The organism is Cryobacterium sp. (assembly GCF_025463825.1).
In the GTDB taxonomy this organism is placed as follows: domain Bacteria; phylum Actinomycetota; class Actinomycetes; order Actinomycetales; family Microbacteriaceae; genus Cryobacterium.
Genome location: NZ_JAODBG010000011.1, coordinates 24,022 through 48,548 on the forward strand (window position 1 = coordinate 24,022; position 24,527 = coordinate 48,548).

Below are 24,527 nucleotides of genomic sequence, written 5' to 3' on the forward strand. Positions count from 1 at the left end.
TGTGACGATGCTCGCCGACGACGTGGCGGGCATGGCGGCGTTCTACGAGCACGCCCTCGGTTTCGAGGTGGCGGTGCGGGAGGAAGACTACGTCGCCCTGAGCGGCACCGGGGTGCGGCTGGCCATTTTCCGCCGCTCCGGCATGAGCGCCCACACCCAGCACCATCCGTCGTACCGGGCGAAACGCCGCGGGCAGGCGGTGGAGCTGAATTTCGAGTGCGGCAGCCCCGACCAGGTGCGCGTGCGCTTCGCCGAGCTCGTCCGGCGTGGAGCCACAGTCGTCGCGCACCCCGCTGAGCGCGAGTGGGGCCACCTCACCGACTTCTTCGCCGACCCGGAGGGCAACATCCACTCGCTCTTCGCGGTCATCCCCGGCTGAGCGCCCCTAGGCTGGGGCCATGCGATTCGGACTCTTCATTCCCCAGGGCTGGCGTCACGACCTCGTCGGCATCGACCCCGCCGAGCAGTGGGCTGGGATGAGCGGCCTCGCCGCGCACGCGGATGCCGGCGCCTGGGAATCGATCTGGGTGTACGACCACTTCCACACCGTTCCGGTGCCGAGCGAGGAAGCCACCCACGAAGCGTGGACCCTGATGAGCGCCTTCGCCGCCACCACCAGCCGGGTGCGGCTGGGCCAGATGTGCACCTGCATGAGCTATCGCAACCCGGCCTACCTGGCCAAGGTTGCGGCCACGATCGACATCATCTCCGGCGGCCGGGTCGAGATGGGCATCGGCGCCGGCTGGTACGAACACGAGTGGCGCGCCTACGGTTACGGTTTCCCGCGCGCCGGTGAGCGGCTGGCCCGCCTCGACGAGGGCGTGCAGATCATGCAGCAGGCCTGGACGACGGGATCCGCCACCCTGAACGGCGAGCACTACCAGGTGGACGGCGCCATCGTGCGGCCGCTGCCGTTGCAGGAGGGCGGCATCCCGATCTGGATCGCCGGCGGCGGCGAGAAGGTGACGCTGCGGATCGCCGCGCAGTACGCGAACTACACCAACTTCGACGGCTCCCCGGAGGGCTTCAGCCACAAGAGCGATCTGCTGCGCGAGCACTGCGCCGCGGTCGGCACCGACTTCGACGCCATCGTGCGCTCGGCCAACTACAACACCGTGATCGGCCGCGACGAGGCCGAGGTCGCCGAGCGCCTCGACGCCATCGAAGCCCGCGTGACGCCGTACCTCGGTGCGGACGAGGCCACCACATTCATGGCCGAGTACCGCAGCGGCCACGCGCAGGGCGTCGGCACCCCCGAGCAGGTCGTGGAGCGGCTGAACGGCATGAAGGCGCGCGGCCTGGGCTACGCCATCCACTACTTCCCCGAGGCGGCGTACGACCGCTCCGGCCTGGAACTGTTCGAGCGCGAGGTTCTGCCGGCGCTGCTCTAGCCTCCCAACTCGTCTGCACCGGGGCACGTCGGGTTCGCCGGTGCGGCGGATGCGATAATCGAACAGGTCGCGGATGCCATGCCCTGCGGGTCCCGGCCGACAGTCCCGGGTGCACGAACCCGGGCACCCGAAATCACCCGTGTCGTGTCACGAGAGCGGACACCGTGTCAGAGATCACGTGGCACGTCGGCGAGACCGCGCACACCGCCCGCTGGCACTCCGAGGGTGGCTGGCCCGTGCCGCGCCGGGTCGTGGTCGTCGACGACACCCTCACCGCGGATGCCGCCTACCGGCTGGCGAAGTCCGGCACCGGCATGCTCTGGGCGGGCGACTTCCACAACGCCCGGCAGCTGCTGAAGGCCATGGCCCGCCGGGTCGACCGGCACCGCCGCACCCCCGCAACCGACCTCAAGGCCGCGTTCGAGGCGCACCGCGCCGAGGCCCTCCGCCGCGCCCGCCTCCTCGGCCTGCTGCTCGTGCCCCTCGACCCCGGCTACACCCTCACGCTGCGCCGCGCCCCCGACGTGCGGCAGGCCTGCACCGAGGCCTACGGTCCCATCGACCAACCGTCGGTCACGTCGCTCCGCGAACTGCTCGGCGTGATCGGCGCGCACGAGTGGCGCACCAACGGGGTGCCGATCCCCGCGCTGGGCGGCCGCATCCACCCGCACTACGGCGTCTTCTCGCCGGTGCGCGGCGAGTACCTTGACCTCGTCGCCACCGCCCCCCTGGCCGCGCCCGCCGTGGCATTCGACATCGGTACCGGCACCGGCGTGATCGCGGCCCTCCTCGCCCAGCGCGGCGTCGGTCGCGTGGTGGCCACCGATATGGAACCGCGCGCGCTGACCTGCGCCGCCGACAACCTGCAGCGCCTGGGCTTCGCCGGCCAGGTCCAGCTGGTCCAGGCCGACCTGTTCCCCGCCGGACGGGCCGACCTCGTGGTGTGCAACCCGCCGTGGTTGCCCGCGTCCGCCGCTGTCGGCACCGACTTCGCCGTCTACGACCCTGAGAGCCGCATGCTGCGCGGCTTCCTGACCGGGCTGGCCGAGCACCTGAGCGCGGATGGCGAGGGCTGGCTGATCCTGTCCAACCTGGCCGAACTGCTCGGGCTCCGCTCCCGCGGGGAGCTGCTGGACCTCATCGACGACGCGGGCCTCACGGTGGTCGCACGCCTGGACATCCGCCCCACCCACCGCAAGGTCGCCGACGCCACCGACCCGCTGCACGCGGCCCGCTCGGCCGAGGTCACCTCGCTCTGGCGGCTGCGCCGGGCCTGATCCGCCGAGTCACGAAGGGGGCGCGTCACGAAGGGGGGCGCGTCACGAAGGGGGCGCCGCGGCCTTGCCCGTGGTGCGCCAGCGCGCCCACGGCCAGACGCCGTCCATCTCCACCTCGAGGGAGAAACTCAGCAGCACCCGGATGATCACGATCGCGCCGAGGACCAGCACACTCTCCACCGTGGGTTCCACCACGATGGTGCGGATGATGTCGGCCACGATCAGTACCTCCAGGCCGAGCAGGATGGCCCGGCCGAGGTTCCGGCGCATCCGCTCGTAGGCCGAATCCCGGGTGGCCGGGTCGAGCGCCCGCGGAATGCCGCCGGCCAGGGCGGCCAGCCCGCCGAACACCATGATGGCCGCACCGACCACCTCGACCACCCGAACGGCCGCTTCGACCACTTCTTCGAACGTCATCTGACCCCGCTCCCGCTGCAGTCCTAGCGGAAAGGTTACTCCCAGCCTGAGAGCGCACTAAAGGCGGAGAATCTGGGGACACGCCGCCTGAGCAGCCAGCCAGCACCGCGGGCCCGGAGATTCTCCGCCTTTACATCACACCCCGTACGTCAGAAGGGTCAAGCGCTGGTCACGTCCTCCACCTCACCGACGAGCTCCTCGATGATGTCCTCGAGGAACAGCACCCCGGTGGCAACGCCGTGCGCGTCGAACGAGCACGCCACGTGTGAGCCGGTGCGGCGCATCGCCGCGAGGGCATCCTCGAGGTCGCTGTCGCGCAGCACCGTCGCGAGCTTCCGCACCCGCTTGACGGGCACCGGCTGCCCGAAGACCTCCGGTCCGGTGAGGTCCATGACGTCCTTGAGGTGCAGGTAGCCGGCCGGCTCCCCGCCGGCGGTGAGGATGTACCGGGAGAACCCGTGCTCGGCCACGGCCCGCTGCAGGTCGGCCGGGGCGGCGTCCAGCGGCAGGGACACGATGCCCGCCAGCGGCACCTCCACGTCAAGGACCCGCTTGGTGGTGAACTCGAATGCCGCCGAGAGCGTGCCGGAGGCATCCAGCAGCATGCCCTCCCGGGTGGACTGCCGCACGATGCCGGCGACCTCGTCGAGGGTGAACGCGCTGGTCGCCTCGTCCTTGGGTGTCACCCGGAACAGCCGCAGCACGCCGTTCGCCAGCCAGTTGAGGCTGACGATCACCGGCCTGAACACCCGTGCCACGAACACCAGCGGCGGTGCCAGGATCAGTGCCGCCCGGTCGGGCACCGAGAACGAGATGTTCTTGGGCACCATCTCGCCCAGCACCACGTGCAAGAAGGTCACGAGCGCCAGCGCCACCGCGAACGCGATGCCGCTGATGGCGGCCGGCGACAGGTCGGTGAGCCCCAGCGGGATCTCGAGCAGGTGGTGGATGGCCGGCTCCGACACGTTGAGGATCACCAGCGAGCACACGGTGATGCCCAGCTGCGACGTCGCCAGCATCAGGGTGGCGTGTTCCATGGCCCACAGGGTGGTCTTGGCGGCCTTGTTGCCCTGCGCGGCCAGCGGTTCGATCTGCGAGCGGCGGGCCGAGATCACGGCGAATTCGGCGCCGACGAAGAAGGCGTTCACGGCCAGCAGCACTCCGAGCCAGAGCAGCCCGGGCAGGTACTCACTCATGGGTCGACCTCCCTTCCAGAACGGCGACAACCGGGTCGAGATCGGCCCCGGTCTCGGTGGGGGTGAGGCGGATGCGCGACACGCGCGCACCGTCCATCCGCTCGATCCGCAGGGTGCCGGCGGCGATGCCCACGGTGTCGCCCACCTCGGGGATGCGGTTGAGCCGGTCGGTCACGTAGCCGGCGACGGTCTCGTAGTCACCGTCGTCCGGCACGGTCACACCGGCCCGCTCGACAAGCTCGTCGGGGCGCAGGGATCCGTCGAACACGACGGACCGGCCGGTGCGCACGATGCCCGGCTTGGCCCGGTCGTGCTCGTCCTCGAGTTCGCCGACGAGTTCCTCCACGAGGTCCTCGAGCGTGACGATACCGGCCGTGCCGCCGTACTCATCGGAGACGACGGCGATCTGCAGGCCCTCCTGGCGCAGGGTGCCCAGCAGCCGGTCCACGCCCATCGATTCGGGCACCCGCAGCGCGGGCAGCATCAGCTCGTCGGCGCGCACCAGGGCCCGGCGGCCGAGGGCCACGGCGAAGGCCTGCTTCACGTGCAGCACGCCAAGGATGTCGTCGGTGTCCCGGCCGATCACCGGGAACCGGGAGTACCCGTTGGCGCTGGCCAGGGCCACGATACCCTCGGCGGTGTCGTCGGCGTGCACCGACGCCATCTGCACGCGCGGGGTCATCACGTCGGCCGCCGAGTGGTCGGAGAAGCGCAGGGTGCGGTTCAACATCTCCGCGTGGTCGGCGTCCAGCAAACCCTCCAGCGCCGACCGGCGCACGAGGAAGCCGAGTTCCTCGGCGCTGCGGGCGCCGGAAAGCTCTTCCTTGGGCTCGATGCCGACCAGGCGGATGAGCGCGTTCGCGGTGTTGTTGAACAGCAGGATCACGGGCTTGAAGATCATCGTGAACGCCGCCTGCATGGGCACGACGAACTTGGCGGTGGCCAGCGGCACGGCCAGCGCGAAGTTCTTGGGCACCAGTTCGCCGATCACCATGGAGAACAGGGTGGCCAGCGCGATGCCGATCACGGTGCCGAGCACCGACACGAGGCCGTCGGCCACGCCGAGGCCGAGCAGCGGCCCGCGCAACAGCGAACTGATGGCCGGCTCGAAGGTGTACCCGGTGAGCAGGGTCGTCAGCGTGATGCCCAGCTGGGCGCTGGAGAGGTGCGTGGAGGTGATCCGCAGCGCCTTGATGGTGGGGCCGAGGCGTTTCTCGCCGCGATCCCGCCGTGCCTCGAGGTCATTCCGGTCGAGGGTGACGAGGGCGAACTCGGCGGCGACGAACACGCCGGTTCCGAAGGTGAGGATGAGCCCGAGGCCCACCATGACCCATTCGTTCACGAGGTGGCTCCCTGCGCCCGGAAGCGTTCGGGGCGGGCAGGGAGCATGGGTTTATGCGTGGGAGGGTCATCCATAGTGGGACGAGCCTACAGAAGTTTTCTGTACAAACGCACAGGCAGGCGGGCACCCGCGGGCCACCTCGCCGTGAAATGTGGGGACATCACGGCGACAAGGGCTTGTCTTTCAAAACCTTGCGACGTTAGGTTTGTCCCTGCAGATAAAACCTGCCCACCATCACTTCCAAAGGAGCAAGTATGTCCAGCACACCCTCCGTCCAGCTCTACACCGTGAGGGATGCCGTCTCCGCCGACCTGCAGGGCGCCATCGCCCGCGTCGCCGAGATCGGATTCACCAAGGTCGAGCCCTACGCGTTCGTCGAGCGCGCCGACGAATTCGCCAAGGCCTTCGCCGCATCCGGTGTCACGGCGCCGTCCGGGCACGCGCCCGTCATCGACTCCGACGACCCTTCCCGTGCCTTCGACGCCGCAGCCACGCTCGGCATCGGCACCGTCATCGATCCGTTCATCCCGAGCGACCGTTGGCAGAGCATCGATGACGCCGCCCGGATCGCGGACCGGGTGAATGAGCTCCAGGTCGCCGCGGCGGAGGTCGGGCTGCGGTTCGGCTACCACAACCACCAGTGGGAGTTCGCGAACCAGGTCGACGGGCGCAGCATCTACGAGCTGTTCGTCGAGCGGCTCTCGCCCGACGTGGCCCTCGAGCTCGACACCTACTGGTCCACGGTCGGTGGCGCCGACACCCCCGAACTGCTGCGCCGCCTCGGCGACCGCGTACAGTTCCTGCACGTCAAGGACGGCCCGGTCCGGGGCGACATCGCCACCGCGCTGCCCAGCAGCGAGAGCGCCCTGAAGGTGCCGGAGGCGCTCGCCACCGCCTTCACCAGCCAGCTGCCGGCCGGCAGCGGAGACGTCGGCGTCGCCGCGATCCTCGCGGCCGCACCGCACGCCCTGCGCGTGGTCGAGTTCGACGGTTACGCGGGGGATGTCTTCGAGGGCATCGCGGCCTCGTTCGCCTGGCTCGCGGAGAACGACAAGTGACCCGCACCGGACGTGTCGGCGTCGGCGTCATCGGCGCCGGCGTGATCAGTGGCACCTACCTCGAGAACATGACCGCCTTCGCCGACCTCGACGTACTCTTCGTCGCGGACCTCGACCTCGAGCGCGCCCAGGCGCAGGCCAAGGCTTACGGGGTGCCCGGCCACGGCACCGTCGACGAGCTGCTGGCCAGGGACGACATCGAGATCGTCGTGAATCTCACCATCCCCGCCGTGCACACGGAGGTGGGTGAGCGGATCATCGCCGCCGGCAAGCACGTCTGGAGCGAGAAGCCGCTTGCCCTGGACCACGAGTCCGGTGCGGCGCTGCTCACCTCGGCGAGCGCCGCTGGCCTCCGGGTCGCGTGCGCGCCGGACACCGTGCTGGGCGCGGGCATCCAGACGGCCATGCGCGCCATCGCGCGCGGTGACATCGGCGAGCCGCTGACGGCGACCACGATGTTCCACGTGCCCGGCCCGGATGCCTGGCACCCGAACCCGGAGTTCCTCTTCGCGCTCGGCGCCGGACCGCTCTTCGACATGGGGCCGTACTACATCACCACCCTCGTGCACGCCTTCGGCGCGGCCAGCCGGGTCGGCGCGGTGTCGTCGAAATCCAGCGCCATCCGCACCATCGGCAGCGGCCCCCGCGTGGGCGTCGAGTTTCCGGTCGAGGTGCCCACCCACCACGCCGCGGTCATCGCGTTCGAGGGCGGAGCGTCCGCCCAGTCCACCTTCAGTTTCCAGAATGCGCTGCCGCGGATGGGCTTTGTGGAAATCAGCGGCACCGAGGGCACTCTCGTGCTGCCGGACCCGAACACCTTCGAGGGCGAGTCCACGCTCTGGCGGTTCGGTCAGGAGGAGCCGACCACGATTCCCGCGGTCGGGTCCACCTACGGCCGTGGTTCCGGGGTGCTCGACCTGGCCCGCTCGATCCGGGCCGGGGTTCCCGAGCGCGCCAGCGGCGCGGTCGCCGCCCACGTGCTCGACGTGCTGCTGGCGATCTCGGACGCCGCCGAGAGTGGCACAACGGTGGACGTGGCCTCGAGCGTGGCCAAGCCCACCCCGCTCGCCGAAGACTGGGACCCCGCTACGGCGACCCTCTAGCGCAGGTTTCCGCTCAGGAGGGGGAACCGTTCGCCGTCGGCGGCCGGTTCCCCGCCCGGGCCAGCGCGATGACCGCTTCGACGTGCGCGCCCATGTCGCGGCTGTCATCGAACATCCACTGCAGCTGCATGCCGTCGCTGACCGCCATCAGGATCGACGCCAGCACCTCGGGGTCGACCGTCGCCTCGAGCCGGCCGGATGCCTGCATCCGACCCAGCCCCGCCGCCAGCGTGGCGCGCACGCTCTCGTAGCGCTCCCGGAAGTACTCGTGTGCCGGGTGCTCGGGGTCGGTCGCTGCGGCGGCGGACAGGTTGGAGAACATCTGTACCAGCCCGGGCACCTCGGCGTTGTGCCCGACCACGGCCGCGAGGGTGCCGGCGGGGTCGGGATCCGCCGGGCCCGGGGAGGCGTCCAGCTCGTCGCGCTTCCGCAGGATGGCGACCCAAAGGTCGTCCTTGGACTCGAAGTAGTGCAGCAGACCGGCCGGCGTGAGGCCCACCGCGTCGGCGATGTCCCGCACCGACGTCTGACGGAACCCCTGCCGGGCCACCAGCGCCAACGCCGTCTCGAGAATCTCAGCACGCTTCGCCACACCCTTCGGGTACCTGCCCAGCGTCGCCATGCTGTAAGGCTAGACCAGGAGCAGCTCCAGTCCCGTTCCCCAGAAAGGCCGTCCGCATGACCGCCAGCAGCACCCCAGCCAGCCCGTCGTCGTCCACGCTGAGGGTCGTCGTCGCGTCCCCGCTGTCCGAGGAGGACTGCCGACTGATCGAGCAGGCCGAACCGCGCATCGAGCTGGTGCGCGACCAGTCCCTGCTGCCGCCGATGCGGCATCCGGCCGACCACAACGGCGACCCGGCCTTCCAGCGCACACCGCATCAGCAGGCCGCGTTCGAGCGCCTGCTGGACTCCGCCGACGCGCTCTACGGGATTCCGGATGTCGACCCGGCCGCCCTGCGCCGCACGGTGGAGGCGAATCCGAAGCTGCGCTGGGTGCAGCTCATGGCCGCCGGCGGCGGCGCGCAGGTCAAGGCGGCCGGGCTCAGTGACCCGGACCTGGCCCGGGTGGCCTTCACCACCTCAGCCGGCGTGCACGGCGGCCCCCTGGCCGAGTTCGCCCTGTTGGGCATCCTCGCCGGCGCCAAACAACTGCCCCGGCTGCAGGCCGACCAGCGCGCCCACGAATGGCCCGGCCGGCGGCCGCTCGGCCAGCTGCGCGGCCAGACCGTGCTCTTGGCGGGCCTGGGCGGCATCGGCCGCGAAATCGCCCGGCTCACCGCCGCCCTCGGCATGCACGTGATCGGCACCCGCCGCCCGGGCAGCAGCACGACGGCCCCGTTCGTCGACGAGTACGTGTCCATCGACGACCTCGCCGGGGCCGCCGGCCGCGCCGACGCGATCGTGATCTCGCTGCCCGGCACCACCGCCACCGACCGCCTCGTGGGCGCGGCCGTGTTCGAGGCGGCCCGGCCCGGCATCACGGTCGTCAACGTAGGCCGCGGCACCGTCATCGACGAGGATGCCCTCGTGGCCGCGCTCCAGAACGGCCAGGTCGGCTTCGCGGCGCTCGACGTGTTCGTCACCGAACCCCTGCCGGCCGCCAGTGAGCTCTGGGACCTGCCCAACGTGCTCGTGAGCCCGCACACCGCAGCCCTCGACCCGCGGGAGGAACGCCGCATCGCCGAGCTGTTCACCGACAACGCCACCCGCCTCCTGAACGGCACTCCGCTCCGCAACACTGTGAACACGGTCGAGTTCTACTGACCCACCGCCCTGCCGGAGTGCGGGCCCTCGGCGGTACCGGAGAATGGATGAAACAAATCGGGAGGTACGGATGTCGCGGAAACGGCGTGCAGAGCAGATCCGGCTGATCGCCGAACACGTCCTGACCACGCCGATCCTGCTCGAAGGGGACGCCGCGGAGCTCCTGTGCGTGTTGCGGGAGGGGGCCCACACGGCGAACCTCCGATTGACGGACCACGCGTCCGCCGCCGAGCCGGCCCACATCGTCGTGCTCGCCGTCGAACGGGACGCCCGGCGCTCCTCGCTCGTGAAGGCGGCCACGATGCTGCGGGAGCTGGACGAGCAGGTCGCACCGGACGCCGTACGGATCGTGGTGGTGCAGAGCGCCAGGTCCAAACTCGCGCCACCGAAGCTGCAACGCCTGGTCGCCTCCGAGGTGCTGTTCCAGGCGGCCCTGGCCCTCTCCAGCATCGTGCCGGACCTGAGGGAGCGCACCCTCCGGCAGCGGCTGGGGCTCACCACCCTGGACGCGGCGGGATTTCGCATTCTGCGGTTCGGCTGACACCGCCGCGTTGCAAAGGAAGGGTTACCTAACTTAGGGTGGGTCGAGATGGCTACTCTCACTCCCGCGCCGGCCCGACCCGTCCGGCCGCAAATCACCCTTCAGGTCCTGCGCCGCGAACAGCTGAGCCCGCACCTGGTGCGGATCGTCCTCGGCGGCGAACAGTTCGACAGCTTCGTTCCGAACGACTCGACCGACAAGTATGTGAAGATCCACTTCGCCAAGCCGGAGCTCGGCCTCATCCCGCCCTTCGACCTCGCCGCGCTGCGTGAGACGCTGGCCCCGGAGGACCTCCCGGTGACCCGCACCTACACGGTTCGACACGTCGACCCCGAAGCGCGCGCGCTGTCGATCGACTTCGTCGTGCACGGCACGGAGGGACTGGCCGGGCCCTGGGCGGATGCGGCCCAGCCGGGTGACTCGCTCGCGTTCTCCGGCCCCGGCGGCGGATACGCCCCCGACCCCGCCGCTGCGTGGCACCTGTTCGCCGGTGACCAGTCGGCCCTGCCCGCGATCGCCTCCGCCCTGGCCGCGTTGCCGGCCACCGCGACCGGGTTGGCGTTCATCCAGGTCGCCGACCCCGGCGAGATCCTCGAACTCGCGGCTCCTGGCGCGGTCGCGGTGCAGTGGCTGTTCGGCACCGACCCGGAGCTGCTGGTGACCACGGTGGATGCCGCGACCTGGCTACCCGGCCGGCCGCAGATCTTCGCCCACGGCGAGCGGTCGGCGATGAAGGGCCTGCGCAATGTGTTCTCCGCCCGCGGCGTGCACAAGTCCGAACTCTCCCTGTCGGGTTACTGGGCGCTGGGCCGCACCGAGGACCGGTTCCAGGCCGAGAAGCGCGAGCCCGTCGGCGTGATCCTGCCCGTCGGCTAACCGGCGGCTGCGGCTCTGCCGCCAGTCCGTCGACGGCCGGGCCGCCGAGCGACAGGACAGGGTGGGTCGCTCGCCGCAGGGCATCGGATTCTCCACAGTCCTGAATGGGGCCTACCGGGTTGGCGGGTCTTCTGTCACTCTGGGCGCCATGAGCATCCGGACCAGTGTGGTGGTGGGCGTCTATCCCGGCCAGGCCGACGGGGTGGTGCTGCAGGCCGCGGTCTTCGCCGCGCGTTTCGATGCCGAACTCGTCTGCGCCTGGGTGGATCCCGGCCGGCATCCTCGTGACGACCACGCATACTCCGTTGCCCCTGAGGGCGGCACGGGCATCGACCCGCTCAGCGATGCCCCGGTGATCTCGCCCGCGACCGCTCCCACGCCGCAGTTCAACCCCTACTTGGACGCCCACCTGGCCCGAATCCTGGGTGGCCACGACATCACCTGGAGCACTCGCCAGCTCAGCGGGGATCCGGCCAGGGCACTCGGGCAGCTCGCCGAGTCGCTCCGGGCCGCGATGATCGTGGTGGGCACCAGGGACGGCACGGTGCGCGGCAACCTGCAGGAGTTCTTCGCCGGTTCGATCGCCATGAACCTGGCGCACCGGCAGAACCGGCCGGTGGTGGTGATTCCGCTGTCCCCGGTCTCGTTCGACGATGCGCCGCAGTGGGAGTCGGACTGAGCGGTGTACCCTTTTCGTGGCCGGCACCGGCCGACGAGACGGGCGGGTGAACGGTGACGAGCAGGTTGAGCGGGTCCCTCGTTCTGCTGCGCCACGGCCAGAGCACCGCGAACGCGGCCGGTCTCTTCACCGGCATCCTCGACCCCGGCCTGTCCGTCTCCGGGGCCGCCGAGGCCGCCGCCGCCGCCGCCCTGCTCCGGGCCAACGACCTGGTGCCGGATGCCGTGCTCGTCTCCCCCCTGCAGCGCGCCAGCCAGACCGCGGCGATCGTCGCCGCGACGCTCGGCCTGCCCGCGAGCACGGTAGTCGTCGACTGGCGACTGAACGAACGCAACTACGGCGCCCTGACCGGCCGGCACAAGGACGACGTGCGCGCCGAGGCCGGCGAGGCCCAGTTCCTGGCTTGGCGTCGGTCGGTCGACACGGCGCCGCCGGCGATGTCCGACCAGCTGTTCGCCGCCGTCGCCGACACCGCCCTGTTCCGCGGTTTGCCGGCCCGGGCGCTCACCCGTACCGAGTCCCTGCGCGATGTGATGGGCCGGGTCGGCGAGTTCCATACCGACCGGGTGCTGCCGCTGCTCGCGGCCGGGCGAACGCTTCTGGTCGTGGCGCACGGCAACTCGCTGCGCGCCTACTGCGCGGTGCTGGAGAATCTCGACGAGTCGGCAATCCACCGGCTCAACCTGCCCACCGGGCACCCGCTGGTCTACCAGGACGGCGACCGGCGCTACCTCGACGCCCCGCGAGCCGAGGCCGCCGCGCTGGCGCTCACGCTGGACGGCGGCACCTGATGCGCCCCGTGCACCTGCGCTGGCGCGCCATCGCCCTTGTTTTCGCAGGCGGCACGGTGGGCACTGCACTGCGCGAGCTCCTGGCGATCTCGGTTCCGCCGGTGGCCGGGGTAGCGGTGGTGATCGTGGGCATCAACGTGGTGGGTGCGTTCCTGCTCGGCCTGCTGCTGGAAACTCTGACGAGCCGCGGCGCCGATGAGGGCCGGCGCCGGCAGCTGCGACTGCTGCTGGGCACCGGGGTGCTGGGCGGTTTCACCACGTACAGCGCCCTGGCCACCGACACCACCCTGCTCCTGGCCGATGACCGTCTCGGTGCGGCCCTGCTGTACGCGCTGGGCACCGTCGTCCTCGGTGCGTTCGCTTCCTGGGCGGGCATCGCCGCCGCCGCCGCGCTGCATCGCCGGCGCCGGGTCGACGGCACGGTGGTCGACTCGTGACTCCGCTGCTCTTCCTGGTCGTCGCCCTGGCCGGCGGCCTCGGCGCGGCTGGGCGCCTGGTCCTGGACGGTCTGGTCAGAGCCCGGGTGCGCACGGCGTTGCCCGTCGGCACGTTGCTCATCAACGGGCTCGGCTCCCTGGTGCTCGGCCTGATCACCGGGCTCACCCTGGCCCTCTGGCTGCCGGAGGCCTGGCATCTCGTGCTCGGTGGCGGTGTGATGGGCGGCTTCACCACCTTCAGCACCGCCAGCTATGAGACCGTGCGGCTGGCCCGAGCCCGGCGCGCCGTGACCGCCCTGGCCAGCGGCCTAGGGATGCTCGTGCTGTCGGTGGGCTGCGCATTCCTCGGCCTCTGGCTGGGCCTCGCGGCCGACTAACCGGAGATAGTGCGTTTTTTAGGACGCAATCCCCGAAAACGTCCTTGTCATCTCACTATTTCCTTATCTGCGTGCGAGGGAAGGGCTGCCGGCCAGGGGGCGGTCAGATCGACTCGTTGTGCCGGGCCACGGCCTCGGTCACCCAGGAGAGCTCGTCCACGAACCGGCCGAGCAGCCGGGCGAACTCGGTGCGGTCGGGCTCGGTCCACTTGCCCACCAGGGTGTCGTACACGCCCTGGGCGAGCTCCCGGTGCTTCGCAATCGCGGTGCGGCCCTCTTCTGTTGCCGTCACGAGCACGGCGCGGCGATCGATGGGATCCGGCCGGCGGACCACCAGGCCCGACTTCTCCAGCCGGCGGATCTCGGTGGTCATCGTCGACTTGTCCACGGCCATCCAGCCGGCGAGCTTCGACATCCGCAGCGGACCGGCCACCACCACCCGTTCCAGCAGCCAGGAGTCGGTGCTCGACAGTGCGGCACCGCTGGAGTCGTGCAGCATCCGTCGGTTTTCGGCGCGGGTGGACCACCGCAGGATCGTCGACAGCGCCGATTCGAGTGCCTCACCCACCGGGGCATCGGGTTCGCGGCTCTGAACCATAGCTGAATGTTGCCTGACTCTTTGGAACGTGGACAAATAGTTGGAGGAACCCAACTAACATAGTGGAGCCGCCTAACTTGTCTCAGACAGGCGGCGAATGGCTGGGGCAACCCAACCTTCACACCACTACACCCGGAGAACAACCACCCATGGACATACCCGGATACGTCTGGCTCCTCACGATCCTCGGCATCCTCGCACTGCTTACCTTCGACTTCTTCTTCCACGTGCGCAAGGCGCACGAGCCGACGCTGCCCGAGGCTGCAAAGTGGTCTGCGATCTACGTCGGTATCGCGATCCTCTTCGGACTGGGCGTCCTGCTCTTCGGTGGCGGCACACTCGGCACCGAGTACTTCGCCGGGTACATCACCGAGAAGGCCTTGTCCGTCGACAATCTGTTCGTGTTCCTGATCATCATGGCAAGCTTCAAGGTGCCCCGCGCCGACCAGCAGAAGGTGCTGCTCTTCGGCATCGTCTTCGCACTGATCGCCCGCACCGGTTTCATCTTCCTCGGCGCGGCCCTGATCAACTCGTTCGCCTGGTTGTTCTACCTGTTCGGCGCGTTCCTCATCTACACGGCCATCAAGCTGCTCAAGCCAGAAGCCGAGAGCGACGAGGCCGACAACTTCATCATCCGCCTCGCCAAGCGCCTCTTCCACACCACCGAGCGCTACGACGGCGACCGCCTGTTCACCATGGAGAACGGCAAGAAGGTCATGACCCCGATGCTCCTGGTCATGGTGGCCATCGGTGGAACCGACCTCCTGTTCGCGCTGGACTCCGTGCCCGCGATCTTCGGCCTCACCCAGAACGTCTACATCGTCTTCACCGCCACGGCGTTCTCGCTGATGGGCCTCCGTCAGCTGTACTTCCTCATCGACGGCCTGCTCGACCGCCTGATCTATCTCAGCTACGGCCTCGCCGCGATCCTGGGCTTCATCGGCATCAAGCTGGTGCTGCACGCGCTGCACGAGAACGCCCTGCCGTTCATCAACGGTGGCGAGCACGTGCCGGTCTTCGAGATCAGCACCGGCCTGTCCCTCGCCGTGATCATCGGCGTCCTCGCGGTCACCGTTGTCGCGTCGCTGGTCAGCCCGGCCGGCCGCGCCCACAGCGCAATCGCCCTCAGCCGCGGCTCCGCCAAGAAGTACCTCGCCGGCGAATTCAGTGGCAAGGGTGAAACCCGGGACGAGACCTATGCCCTCGTCGTCGCCCACGAGCGTGCCCTGGGCCTACTCACGCCCAAGCACCACGCCCGTGCCGCCGAGGATGAGGAACTGCAGGCCCTGCTCGCCGAGGCCCACGCAGCGCACAACAGCGTCACCAAGTAGCGGTTCGAGAAGCGGGCGGCGGATCGGGCGGAATTTCGCCCGGTCCCCGCCCGCTTCTCTCGGCTTTGTCACCGGCGAGGCCTCTAGACTGGGCGCGCACTGGCGCTGGCCGTGCCAGGCGGCGAACCTCGTCCGCACGCACCAGGCCCCGCCCCACGAACCAACTGCATCAGCAGCTACCGAAAACGTCACACGAAGGAGTACACAATGGGTTTGAGCTTGTCAAAGGGCCAGTCTCTCTCACTGACCAAGGCGGATGGCGGCAGCCTCTCGAAAGTCCGGATGGGCCTCGGCTGGGACAGCGCCGCCCCGGTCAAGCGCGGCCTGTTCAGTCGCGGCAAGGCCGCTGAGGTCGACCTGGACGCCTCGGCGATCTTCTTCGACGCCGCAGGGAAGGTCCTCGACACCGTCTGGTTCCAGCAGCTGAGCAGCAAGGACGGATCCACCCGGCACACCGGCGACAACCTCACCGGAGCCGGCGATGGCGACGACGAAACCATCCTCGTCGACCTCACCAAGGTTTCCCCCGCGGTCTCGCACATCGTCTTCGTCATCAGCAGCTACAGCCAGCAGACCTTCGACCTGGTAGAGAACGCGTTCAGCCGCCTCGTGGACGACTCCTCCGCCGGCACCCCTGAGGTCGCCCGATACCAGCTGACCGATAGCGGTCCGCACACCGCGATGATCATGTCGAAGGTCTCTCGCGACGGCGCCGGCTGGACCTTCAAGGCCGTCGGCGAGCGGGCCACCGGACGCTCGGCGATGGACTTGCTCACCGCAGCAGCGAAGGTAATCTGACCCGCACCACCAGCTCATCCACCCCGCAGTCACACACAAGGAGAGAATTCCCATGGCAGGTCTGACACTCGCAAAAGGCAACAACCTCTCGCTGACCAAGGTCAGCCCCGGACTCACGGTCGCCACCGTCGGCCTCGGCTGGGACCCCCGCACGACTAGCGGTGAGGCGTTCGACCTGGATGCCTCCGCGCTGCTCATCGGCGACAACGGCAAGGTGCGCTCCTCCGCCGACTTCATCTTCTACAACCAGCCGGCCGCTGCCGACAAGTCGGTCGTGCACCTCGGTGACAACCGTTCCGGCGCCGGCGAGGGCGATGACGAGCAGATCACCATCGACCTCAACCTGGTGGCCAGCGACGTGTCCCGCGTCGTGATCGTGGTTTCGATCGACAAGGCGGATGCACGCCGCCAGAACTTCGGCCAGGTGCGCGGGGCGTACTGCCGCGTCGTCGACCAGGACAACAACGAGATCGTGCGCTTCGACCTGAGCGAGGACGCCGCCCCCGAGACCGCGATGCTTTTCGCGGAGGTCTACCGCAACGGCTCCGACTGGAAGTTCAAGGCCGTCGGCCAGGGCTACACCTCCGGACTTGCGGGCATCGCCACCGACTTCGGGATCTCGCTCGACTAACGTCCCCGCCACTCCCCGCCACTTCAAAAGCAGACAGGAAGACGCATGAGCTCGCCCCTTTCTCCCCCGGACGCCACCGAAACCGCCCTGGTCCTCAAAGCGCCGGATGCTCCGGACATCGTGGTGGCCGACGACGCTCCCGGCATGGTCCCGGTTCCCGCCGAGCGTCAACAGGAGATTGCGCGTCAGGCTCGGGACTTCGTGGCGGATGTGTCGGCCCTCGACCCGAGGACGCCGGAGTTCACCACCAAGATCGAGGGAATTTCGGCCCTCGCCAGCACCGAGATGGTGCAGTCCAGTGGGTACTCCAGCCGGATGCTGGAGCGCTCCAGCTCCTCGGTCGCCGGCGCCAAGCGCAGTGGCAACAGTGCCCAGGTCACCGTGGCGAACACCCTCGGCGACCTGCGGACAACGGTCGAGGACCTCACTCCGAACCAGGCCGACCTCGGCGTGGGCCGCAAGATCCTGGGCTTCATCCCCGGCGGGAACAAGCTGGCGAAGTACTTCCAGAAGTACGAGTCCGCACAGACCCAGCTCGACGCCATCATCAAGTCGCTGATGAGCGGTCAGGACGAACTCCTCAAGGACAACGCGTCCCTCGCCGGCGAGAAGGTGCAGCTATGGGAGACCATGCAGGCCCTGAGCGAGTACGCCGTCTTCGCGAAGGCCCTGGACAACGCCACCGTCGAGAAGATCGACGCGTCCCGCGCGGCCGGCCGCATCGACGAGGCGCAGAAGCTCGAAGCCGACGTGCTCTTCCCGATCCGCCAGCGCCACCAGGACATCCTCACCCAGCTCGCCGTGTCCGTGCAGGGCTACCTGGCGATGGACCTGATCCGCAAGAACAACCTCGAGCTGATCAAGGGGGTCGACCGGGCTCGCACCACCACCATCGCGGCGTTGCGCACGGCCGTCATCGTGGCGCAGGCCCTGGCCAACCAGAAGATGGTGCTCGACCAGATCGACGCGATCAACACCACAACCAACAACATGATTCTCAAGACCAGTGAGATGCTCAAGGATCAGACCGTGCGCATTCACGAGCAGGCGTCGAGTTCCGGCGTCAGCGTCGAGACGCTGCAGAAGGCCTTTGACAACGTCTTCGAGACCATGGACGCCATCGACACCTTCCGGGTCACCGCGGCCAAGAACATGGAGGGCACTGTCACGGCGCTAGAAACCGGGTTGCAGAAGGCCAGACCCTACCTGGAGCGCAGCAAGCAGGGAGACCAGCGCGAACTGCGCTAGACACACAGGCAGGCAACGGGGAGGGTGACGCAGATGGCATTCGGCAAGTTCGTGGATTCTTTCTTCAAGGGTCAGGCCGACTTGAGCCCGGTGAACGTCGAGCCGCGCAGGGCGGTGGAGACCGAAGACGAGGCAACCCTCGGCGCTCTCAACCAGATGCGCTCCGCGGTGCGCAGTGCCGGAGGCGAGCTACCCACGCTGCTCGCCTCCCGGCTCGCGCAGATCGACGACCATCTGCGCCAGGTGATCGAGATGATGGCCGCGCAGAATGCCTCCACCGAACAACGGGTGCTGCTGGATGCGATGATCCGCGACTACCTGCCCACGCCCCTGCGCGCCTACCTGGCTCTACCCGAGCGCGAGCGCACCGACGACTCCGCCGCCACCCTGCAGTTCTCCACCCAACTCGGCATCCTCGAAGAGACGATCAGCGACTTGCTCAACCAGATCCGCATCGGCGCCATCGCTGAACTGTCCACGCACGGCCGTTTTCTCGCCGACAAGTTCGCCGCGCCCAGCCTCACCCTGGACGGCCCGGCGTGAGCTCGATGATCGCGGGGGCCAACGCCGCCCTCACCGCGGAGAACCCCGGCCTCACCGAGCTTCTGGTCGGCTTCGGCTGGGAGAGCATCTCCAGCCGCGGACCGCAGGCTGAGCTGGTGCCCCTAGCGATCATGTGCGACGCCCACGGCATGTCACTCTCCAACGACCACCTGGTCTTCTTCAACCAGATCGTCAGTCAGGACGGCTCCGTCGCGTTCGCAGGCGACGGCGACACCGAGCAGATCGACGTCGACCTGTCCCGGGTTCCCGCCCAGGTCTCGAAAATCGTGTTCGTGGTCTATGTGGACCCCGACGTCCGCGGCGCCGGCAACTTCTCGGCCGTGCGCTCCGCGTATGTGCGGGTCGCCACCCGGGACAACCGCGAACTGGTGCGCTTCAACCTGCCGGACGGCGAGGCCCGCGACGTGGACGTACTCATGTTCGGTGAGCTCTACCGCCACCGCGACGATTGGAAGTTCCGCGCCCTCGGTCAGGGCTACTCGACCGGGCTGCGCGGTGTCGCGGCCGACTTCGGAATCGACCTCTGACCCGTGGTACTGAACCGTTCCGGCGTCCGCAGCGACGTCGGGTATCTGCGCCGGCGCGTAAAGCCCCGGCCCGCGGCCACGCCGGACCCGGCCGCCACGGCTCACGAACCTGAGCCCCGCCGGGCACCGCTCGCCGGCTTGTCGGTCGGTGCGGTGCCGACCGGTGCTTCGCCATCAGCGGGGTTGTCGCTGGGTCGCCCGCCGGCCGGCCCCGCGGCATCCGCCGGGTTGTCGCCGGGTCGCGCGCCGGGCGGCCCCACGGCATCCGCCCGTCCCGCTCCGGGCGTCGCGCCCACGCCGGTGCCCCCGAACCTGCTCCCGTTCCCCGCCCCCACCATCGACGAGGTCAGCCAGCTCGGCGACACCGACCCGGTCCTGCGGCTCAACTCGCGCCAGTCAGCCGTGGGCAACCTCATCGTCAGCGGCGCCGACCTGGCCGTGTGGGAGGACGACTCGCGGGTGACCGGTTCGGCCACGGCAGCCGGTGACACTGCCGGCACCCCCGTGCGCACCTCCGGCAACCGGCCGCTGGTGGGTTTCGACGCGGCGGATGCGCTCGTCTCGTTGCGGCACGTGCGGCACCTGCGCCGCGCGTTGTTCGTCGGCAGGGGACCGACCCCGCTCGGCGTGCAGCTGTTCACGGGGTCAGCGGTCACCGTCGCGCCGGGTGACGGCAGCCGGATGTTCATCCTCTGTTTATCGAGGATCGGTAACGTGCTCGAATTGCGGGCCGAACCGGTGGACAAAAACGCTCCGGACGCCGCGATTCTGACCCAGTTCGGCTTCACCCTTACGCCATACGTCGCCCCTCGAGAGTCCCGGAGTCGATAACCACCCATGCGTCACTTCGCCTTCCTCGACGATTTCCAAGCCGATCAGCTTTTCCACCGGCGGCCACAGGAGGTGACTGTGGACTCCGCCGCGCCGCTGCTCGCGGCGGCCCTCGGCGCCACGCTGTATTGCCCGGGCGATCGGCCGCGCATTGCCGAGGCCGTAGTCAAGCAGGCCGCCCGCGGGTGCGTCAGCATGGTGCTGTGCCTCGAGGACTCGATCGCCGACAGCGCGGTGGACGGTGCCGAAATCAACGTCGCCGAGGCGATCGTCACCCTGCATCGCCTGTCGCTCGACGAACCGGACACCGCCCTGCCGCTGCTCTTCGTACGGGTGCGCACACCCGAGCAGATGCTGCGGGTGGCCGAGTCCTGCGGGGCCGGCCTCGATCTGTTGAGCGGTTTTGTGGTTCCCAAGTTCGAGAACGCGAACGGCTACGCCGAGGCGTTCTTCGTCGTCCTGCGCCAGATCCAGCGGCTGAGCGGTGCCGACGGGTTAGCCGGCGGCAAACGCCTGCGCTTGATGCCGATCCTCGAGTCACCGAATATGATCCACAGCGAAACCCGCAACTCGGCGCTCTCGTCCATCCGCGAGATCTTGCACGAGAACCGCGACGACGTGCTGGCCGCCCGGATCGGCGCCACCGACCTCTCCAGCGCATTCGGCCTGCGCCGCTCCCGTGACCTCACGGTGTACGACGTGCAGGTGGTCGCGTCGGTGATCTCCGACATCGTGAACGTTCTGGGCCGATCCGACGACAACTTCGTGATCACCGGCACGGTCTGGGAGCACTACGAGACCGAGCGCATCCTGCGCCCGCAACTGCGGATGACCCCATTCGTGGAGGCCAACGAGCGGGAGCTCCGGCATCGGCTGCTGCTCGGCGGCCTGGACGGCCTGATCCGGGAGATCTCCCTCGACCAGGCCAACGGGTTGCTCGGCAAGACCGTGATCCACCCCACCCACGTGCCCGTCGTGCACGCCATGTCCGTCGTCAGCCACGAGGAGTTCCTCGACGCCTCGGTGATACTCAGCGACGTGACCGGCGGGGCCAGCGCCTCCCCGTACGGCAACAAGATGAACGAAGCCAAGCCGCACTCCACCTGGGCCCACCGCACCATGCTGCGCGCCCAGGCCTTCGGTGTCGCATCCGAGTCCACCACCTTCGTGGACCTCCTCGAAGCGAGCATGCGGTGACCCTGACCACCCCGTTCTGGCCGACGGGTTCGGTCCGCGACGCCCTCGACATCCACGTGCGCACGGATGACGCGCGCAGCATCCTCGACGTAGACGCCCTGGTGGGCATCGCGCTCCGCCACAACCCCAAGCGCGCCCACCTGCTGGTGTCCACCGTGCTCGCCAAGCACGTGCCCACGGTGCCCGGAATCGCCCTGGCGGCTGGAGAGCTGCTCGGATTGCTCGTCTCCGACGCCCTCGGCGCCGACGGCGGCACTGGCGCCGGCACCGCGCAGCGGGCGCGCGAGTTCGGTGGCCGTCTCGGCGCCCTGGTCACCCTCCTCGCCGAGGGGGCCGGGCCACGCACCCCCGCGGCCACCGACCGGGCCCGCCTCGACCTCACGGACCTCCGCCGCGAGATCCGCGCCGCCACCACGGCACACCCGGACGTGGTGGCCCTCGGCTATGCCGAAACCGCGACCGGGCTCGGCCAGCTCGTCGCCGACGCCCTCCACGCCTACTACCTGCACTCCACCCGGCACGCGCCCGCCGGAGCGACGTCGTTCGCCGGGTTCGCCGAAGAGCATTCACACGCCACCGACCACGCACTGCTGCCGACCGACCCGGAGTGGCTGTGCGCCGGCGGCACCGCGATCCTGGTGGACGACGAACTCAGCACCGGCACCACCGTGATCAACACCGTCACGGCCTTGCACGCCCTCCGCCCGCAACGGCACTGGGTGATCGCCTCGCTCATCGACCTCCGGTCCGCGGCCGACCTGGCCCGGTTCGACGACCTGGCCGGACGTCTCGACACGCGGATTGACGTGGTTTGCCTGGCCGCCGGCTCCATCGCGCTGCCCCCCGACGTTCTCACGCGCGCCGGCCGGCTGATCGATTCGATGTCCGCCGCCGAGCCGGCAGCCGACGGCACCGAGCCTCTGGGCGGCGCCGTGCACCTGCTCGATTGCACCGATCTGCCCCCGGTGCGGAGCGCTCGTTTCGGCACCACCGAACCTGTCTCCACCGCGCTGGCCGCCACGATCGCCCGGCGGGTGGCCACGACGCTGCCGGCCGTCGATTCGACCCGGCCAACCAGCACACCCGACCGTGGCGTCCTGGTACTCGGCTCAGAAGAATTCATCGCCCTGCCGATGTTCATCGCCGACGAGCTCGCCAGTGCAGCCGCGTCGCGGACCGTCAGGTTCTCCACCAGCACCCGGTCGCCGATCGCCACTCTGGACCGACCCGACTACCCCATCCATAGCGCCATCCGGTTCCAGAGCCACGACACGACCTCGGACGGGGTCGGCGTGCGCTTCGCCTACAACCTCACCACCGCCCACCAACGTTTCGGCGCCGTGGTGTTCCTGCCGGAACCGGGCACCGATCCTGCCACGCTCGACGGCGCCGACGGCGTGATCGACGCCATCCGCCAGGTGAGCGACAACGTCGTGGTCGTGCTGTTGACAGCGTCGACCCTGACCGAAGGGACCCCCACCCCATGACGATCCTTCCCCCGGCGGCCGTGCTGCCCACTCCGCTCAGCGGCCCCGCCTTCGGTTCCTACGCCGCGGACGACGTGCGCTGGTTGCTCAAGGACCTTGAGGGCGTCGCACTCGAGGCGCCCGCAGAAGAACGGGAATACCTGATCCAGACCGGCGAAGCGAACTACGCCGAGTCGCTGCCCATCGAATACCTGCCGTCGCCGGAGTACGAGGCGCTGTACCGGGAGGCCCTGGACCGCTCCGGTCGCCGGCTCGCCGAGGCCGTGGGGGTCGTCACCGACCTTGCCCTCGCCGCGCGCGACAACCGCCCGGTGTTCGTCTCCCTGGCCAGAGCCGGCACGCCGATCGGCATCCTGATGCGACGCTGGGCACTGCAGGAGCGCGGCATCGACGTGCCGCACTACACGATGAGCATCGTGCGCGGTGTCGGGCTCGACCAGACCGCCCTGCGCTACCTCGCCGCCCACCACGACCCGGCGCAGATCATCTTCGTCGACGGCTGGACCGGCAAAGGGGCCATCGCCCGCGAACTCTCCGCGGCCATCGCCCTGTTCGGCGAGACCGACGGCATCTTCTTCCCGAACGACCTCGCGGTGCTCGCCGACCCCGGCCACTGTGTCACCATCCACGGCACCCGCGAGGACTATCTGATCCCCTCCGCCTGCCTGAACTCCACCGTCTCCGGGCTCGTGTCGCGCACCGTTTTCAACACCGAGCTGATCGGGCCGGACGACTTCCACGGCGCGAAGTTCTACGCCGACCTCGCCCCGAACGACGTCTCCGGGGCGTTCCTCGACACCGTCTGCGGATACTTCCCCGACATCCATGACGACGTGTCCGCCGGCGTCGCCGTGGCGAACGCCGAGGACCGCACGCCGTCCTGGATCGGCTGGCAGGCCGTGGAACGCATCAGCGCCGAGCAGGGCATCAACAACGTGAACCTGGTGAAGCCCGGCGTCGGTGAGACCACCCGGGTGCTGCTGCGGCGCATCCCCTGGAAGGTGCTGGTGCGGGCGGATGCCGTGGCCGACATCGCCCACGTGCTGCTGTTAGCCGAGCAACGCGGCGTCGCGATCGAGGCCGTCCCCGACCTGCCGTATAGCTGCGTCGGACTCATCCGCCCCGGTGGCAGCAGCCCGGCTCCCGCCCCGGCCCCGACCCCGACCGAAGGTGCCTTGTGAACGCCTCCCATCTCGTCGCCTGCGACCTGGACCGCACCCTGATCTACTCGTCGCGGGCGTTCTGGCTCGAGACCGACGACGCCGATGCTCCCTCGATCGTGGTCTCCGAGGTCTACCAGGGGGTGCCGCTCTCGTACATGACCCGGACCGCCGAGCGGCTCCTGGTCGACCTCGCCGGCACGGCCACCTTCGTGCCCGTCACCACCCGCACCGTCGCCCAGTACAGTCGCGTGCAGCTGCCCGGACCTGTGCCGCGTTACGCCATCACCACCAACGGCGGCACGATCCTCACCGACGGTGAACCGGATGCCGACTGGTCCCGTGCCTTGCAGTCCCGGCTGAACACCGACGCCGCCCCGCTGGCCGAGGTGCGGGCCCTGCTGGACGATCCGGCCGCCACCGACTGGATCCTGCGGGTGCACACCGCCGAAGACCTCTTCACCTACGCGATCATCGACCGCGACGCGATGCCCGCGACCTGGATCGACGGCCTGCACGCCCAGTGCCTGGCGCTCGGCTGGACCGTCTCGGTGCAGGGCCGCAAGCTCTACTGCGTGCCGGCAGCCGTAAACAAGAGCGCGGCCGTCGCCGAGGTGCGCCGCCGGCTCGGCGCACCCACCGTGCTGGCCGCCGGCGACTCGCTTCTCGACCAGCGGATGCTCGAGGAGGCGCACTTCGCCTACCGGCCGGCGCACGGCGAACTGCACGAGGCCGCCTTCCAGAGCCACAACCTCGTCGTCACCAGCGCGCGCGGAATCCTGGCCGGCGAGGAGCTGCTGCGCTCCATCACCGCCCAGATCCTCAGCGGTTCGCCCGTGTCCGGCGCGTCGGCCAAGGTCGGCTCGGCCCCGCTCGCCGCTCGCTCACCCGTCGGCCGGTGACGTC

28 protein-coding genes are annotated in these 24,527 nt (G+C 69.5%); 23 read left to right on the forward strand and 5 right to left on the reverse strand.

What is annotated here, in order from left to right; genetic code table 11:
* The first annotated feature begins 7 nt into the window (after positions 1-7).
* From JWP54_RS01075 to JWP54_RS01085, 3 genes are all read left to right on the forward strand, one after another.
* Positions 8-379 (forward strand): VOC family protein, encoded by a 372-nt coding sequence (locus JWP54_RS01075; protein ID WP_297366334.1) that lies wholly within the window; start codon positions 8-10, stop codon positions 377-379.
* A 19-nt stretch (positions 380-398) separates the two neighbouring features.
* Entirely contained in the window at positions 399-1,391 is a 993-nt protein-coding gene (locus tag JWP54_RS01080; RefSeq protein ID WP_297366335.1) for an LLM class F420-dependent oxidoreductase, read from the forward strand.
* Between the two features lie 164 nt (positions 1,392-1,555).
* On the forward strand, positions 1,556-2,668 hold the full coding sequence (locus JWP54_RS01085; RefSeq protein WP_297366336.1) for a class I SAM-dependent methyltransferase: 1,113 nt from the start codon (positions 1,556-1,558) through the stop codon (positions 2,666-2,668).
* 42 nt (positions 2,669-2,710) lie between these two features.
* Here JWP54_RS01085 and JWP54_RS01090 read toward each other — a convergent pair whose 3' ends face one another.
* The 3 genes from JWP54_RS01090 to JWP54_RS01100 form a co-directional block, all read right to left on the reverse strand.
* On the reverse strand, positions 2,711-3,085 hold the full coding sequence (locus tag JWP54_RS01090; RefSeq protein ID WP_297366337.1) for a DUF1622 domain-containing protein: 375 nt from the start codon (positions 3,083-3,085) through the stop codon (positions 2,711-2,713).
* Positions 3,086-3,243: 158 nt separating this feature from the next.
* A complete protein-coding gene (locus JWP54_RS01095) occupies positions 3,244-4,281 on the reverse strand; it encodes a hemolysin family protein (protein WP_297366338.1) in 1,038 nt (345 codons plus the stop codon).
* Entirely contained in the window at positions 4,274-5,623 is a 1,350-nt protein-coding gene (locus JWP54_RS01100; protein WP_297366339.1) for a hemolysin family protein, read from the reverse strand. The genes JWP54_RS01095 and JWP54_RS01100 overlap by 8 nt, the downstream gene beginning before the upstream one ends.
* A gap of 254 nt (positions 5,624-5,877) precedes the next feature.
* Between JWP54_RS01100 and JWP54_RS01105 the strand changes: the two genes are divergently transcribed.
* Both JWP54_RS01105 and JWP54_RS01110 read left to right on the forward strand, forming a co-directional pair.
* Entirely contained in the window at positions 5,878-6,681 is an 804-nt protein-coding gene (locus tag JWP54_RS01105; RefSeq protein ID WP_297366340.1) for a sugar phosphate isomerase/epimerase, read from the forward strand.
* Positions 6,678-7,784 (forward strand): Gfo/Idh/MocA family oxidoreductase, encoded by a 1,107-nt coding sequence (locus JWP54_RS01110; RefSeq protein WP_297366341.1) that lies wholly within the window; start codon positions 6,678-6,680, stop codon positions 7,782-7,784. Before JWP54_RS01105 ends, JWP54_RS01110 begins: the two co-directional genes overlap by 4 nt.
* 13 nt (positions 7,785-7,797) lie before the next feature.
* Here the strand turns inward: JWP54_RS01110 and JWP54_RS01115 are convergent, their stop codons facing one another.
* A complete protein-coding gene (locus JWP54_RS01115; protein WP_297366342.1) occupies positions 7,798-8,406 on the reverse strand; it encodes a TetR/AcrR family transcriptional regulator in 609 nt (202 codons plus the stop codon).
* Positions 8,407-8,462: 56 nt separating this feature from the next.
* Between JWP54_RS01115 and JWP54_RS01120 the strand changes: the two genes are divergently transcribed.
* The 7 genes from JWP54_RS01120 to JWP54_RS01150 all read left to right on the forward strand — a co-directional run bounded on the left by JWP54_RS01120 (position 8,463) and on the right by JWP54_RS01150 (position 13,249).
* Entirely contained in the window at positions 8,463-9,548 is a 1,086-nt protein-coding gene (locus JWP54_RS01120; protein ID WP_297366343.1) for a D-2-hydroxyacid dehydrogenase, read from the forward strand.
* A gap of 70 nt (positions 9,549-9,618) precedes the next feature.
* Positions 9,619-10,089: a hypothetical protein gene (locus JWP54_RS01125; RefSeq protein ID WP_297366344.1), complete on the forward strand. Its 471-nt coding sequence runs from the start codon at positions 9,619-9,621 to the stop codon at positions 10,087-10,089.
* Between the two features lie 48 nt (positions 10,090-10,137).
* A complete protein-coding gene (locus JWP54_RS01130) occupies positions 10,138-10,965 on the forward strand; it encodes a siderophore-interacting protein (RefSeq protein ID WP_297366345.1) in 828 nt (275 codons plus the stop codon).
* A 148-nt stretch (positions 10,966-11,113) separates the two neighbouring features.
* On the forward strand, positions 11,114-11,644 hold the full coding sequence (locus tag JWP54_RS01135; RefSeq protein ID WP_297366346.1) for a universal stress protein: 531 nt from the start codon (positions 11,114-11,116) through the stop codon (positions 11,642-11,644).
* A 53-nt stretch (positions 11,645-11,697) separates the two neighbouring features.
* Positions 11,698-12,435 (forward strand): 2,3-bisphosphoglycerate-dependent phosphoglycerate mutase, encoded by a 738-nt coding sequence (locus JWP54_RS01140; RefSeq protein WP_297366347.1) that lies wholly within the window; start codon positions 11,698-11,700, stop codon positions 12,433-12,435.
* Positions 12,435-12,872, forward strand: a complete 438-nt coding sequence (locus JWP54_RS01145) for a CrcB family protein (protein WP_297366348.1) — start codon at positions 12,435-12,437, stop codon at positions 12,870-12,872. The genes JWP54_RS01140 and JWP54_RS01145 overlap by 1 nt, the downstream gene beginning before the upstream one ends.
* The gene (locus JWP54_RS01150) at positions 12,869-13,249 is read left to right on the forward strand and encodes a CrcB family protein (protein WP_297366349.1); all 381 of its coding nucleotides are present in this window, start codon (positions 12,869-12,871) and stop codon (positions 13,247-13,249) included. The genes JWP54_RS01145 and JWP54_RS01150 overlap by 4 nt, the downstream gene beginning before the upstream one ends.
* A gap of 103 nt (positions 13,250-13,352) precedes the next feature.
* Here JWP54_RS01150 and JWP54_RS01155 read toward each other — a convergent pair whose 3' ends face one another.
* Positions 13,353-13,847, reverse strand: coding sequence for a MarR family transcriptional regulator (locus tag JWP54_RS01155; RefSeq protein ID WP_297366350.1), 495 nt, complete (start codon positions 13,845-13,847; stop codon positions 13,353-13,355).
* A 149-nt stretch (positions 13,848-13,996) separates the two neighbouring features.
* Between JWP54_RS01155 and JWP54_RS01160 the strand changes: the two genes are divergently transcribed.
* From JWP54_RS01160 to JWP54_RS01210, 11 genes are all read left to right on the forward strand, one after another.
* The gene (locus JWP54_RS01160) at positions 13,997-15,178 is read left to right on the forward strand and encodes a TerC family protein (RefSeq protein ID WP_297366351.1); all 1,182 of its coding nucleotides are present in this window, start codon (positions 13,997-13,999) and stop codon (positions 15,176-15,178) included.
* Positions 15,179-15,385: 207 nt separating this feature from the next.
* The gene (locus JWP54_RS01165; RefSeq protein WP_297366352.1) at positions 15,386-15,976 is read left to right on the forward strand and encodes a TerD family protein; all 591 of its coding nucleotides are present in this window, start codon (positions 15,386-15,388) and stop codon (positions 15,974-15,976) included.
* 52 nt (positions 15,977-16,028) lie between these two features.
* On the forward strand, positions 16,029-16,607 hold the full coding sequence (locus JWP54_RS01170; protein ID WP_297366353.1) for a TerD family protein: 579 nt from the start codon (positions 16,029-16,031) through the stop codon (positions 16,605-16,607).
* A gap of 45 nt (positions 16,608-16,652) precedes the next feature.
* Complete coding sequence (locus JWP54_RS01175) at positions 16,653-17,855, forward strand: toxic anion resistance protein (RefSeq protein WP_297366354.1); 1,203 nt, start codon at positions 16,653-16,655, stop codon at positions 17,853-17,855.
* A gap of 33 nt (positions 17,856-17,888) precedes the next feature.
* Positions 17,889-18,398, forward strand: a complete 510-nt coding sequence (locus JWP54_RS01180) for a hypothetical protein (RefSeq protein WP_297366355.1) — start codon at positions 17,889-17,891, stop codon at positions 18,396-18,398.
* A gap of 5 nt (positions 18,399-18,403) precedes the next feature.
* Positions 18,404-18,946 carry a TerD family protein gene (locus tag JWP54_RS01185; RefSeq protein WP_297366384.1) on the forward strand — a complete coding sequence of 181 codons (543 nt, stop codon included), beginning with the start codon at positions 18,404-18,406 and terminating at the stop codon, positions 18,944-18,946.
* Positions 18,947-19,246: 300 nt separating this feature from the next.
* Positions 19,247-19,777 (forward strand): hypothetical protein, encoded by a 531-nt coding sequence (locus JWP54_RS01190; RefSeq protein ID WP_297366356.1) that lies wholly within the window; start codon positions 19,247-19,249, stop codon positions 19,775-19,777.
* A 78-nt stretch (positions 19,778-19,855) separates the two neighbouring features.
* Positions 19,856-20,974, forward strand: coding sequence for an HpcH/HpaI aldolase/citrate lyase family protein (locus tag JWP54_RS01195; protein ID WP_297366357.1), 1,119 nt, complete (start codon positions 19,856-19,858; stop codon positions 20,972-20,974).
* Positions 20,971-22,461 (forward strand): phosphoribosyltransferase domain-containing protein, encoded by a 1,491-nt coding sequence (locus JWP54_RS01200; RefSeq protein WP_297366358.1) that lies wholly within the window; start codon positions 20,971-20,973, stop codon positions 22,459-22,461. Before JWP54_RS01195 ends, JWP54_RS01200 begins: the two co-directional genes overlap by 4 nt.
* Positions 22,458-23,642, forward strand: a complete 1,185-nt coding sequence (locus tag JWP54_RS01205) for a cysteine protease StiP family protein (RefSeq protein ID WP_297366359.1) — start codon at positions 22,458-22,460, stop codon at positions 23,640-23,642. Before JWP54_RS01200 ends, JWP54_RS01205 begins: the two co-directional genes overlap by 4 nt.
* On the forward strand, positions 23,639-24,523 hold the full coding sequence (locus tag JWP54_RS01210) for an HAD family hydrolase (protein WP_297366360.1): 885 nt from the start codon (positions 23,639-23,641) through the stop codon (positions 24,521-24,523). Before JWP54_RS01205 ends, JWP54_RS01210 begins: the two co-directional genes overlap by 4 nt.
* Positions 24,524-24,527: the final 4 nt, after the last annotated feature.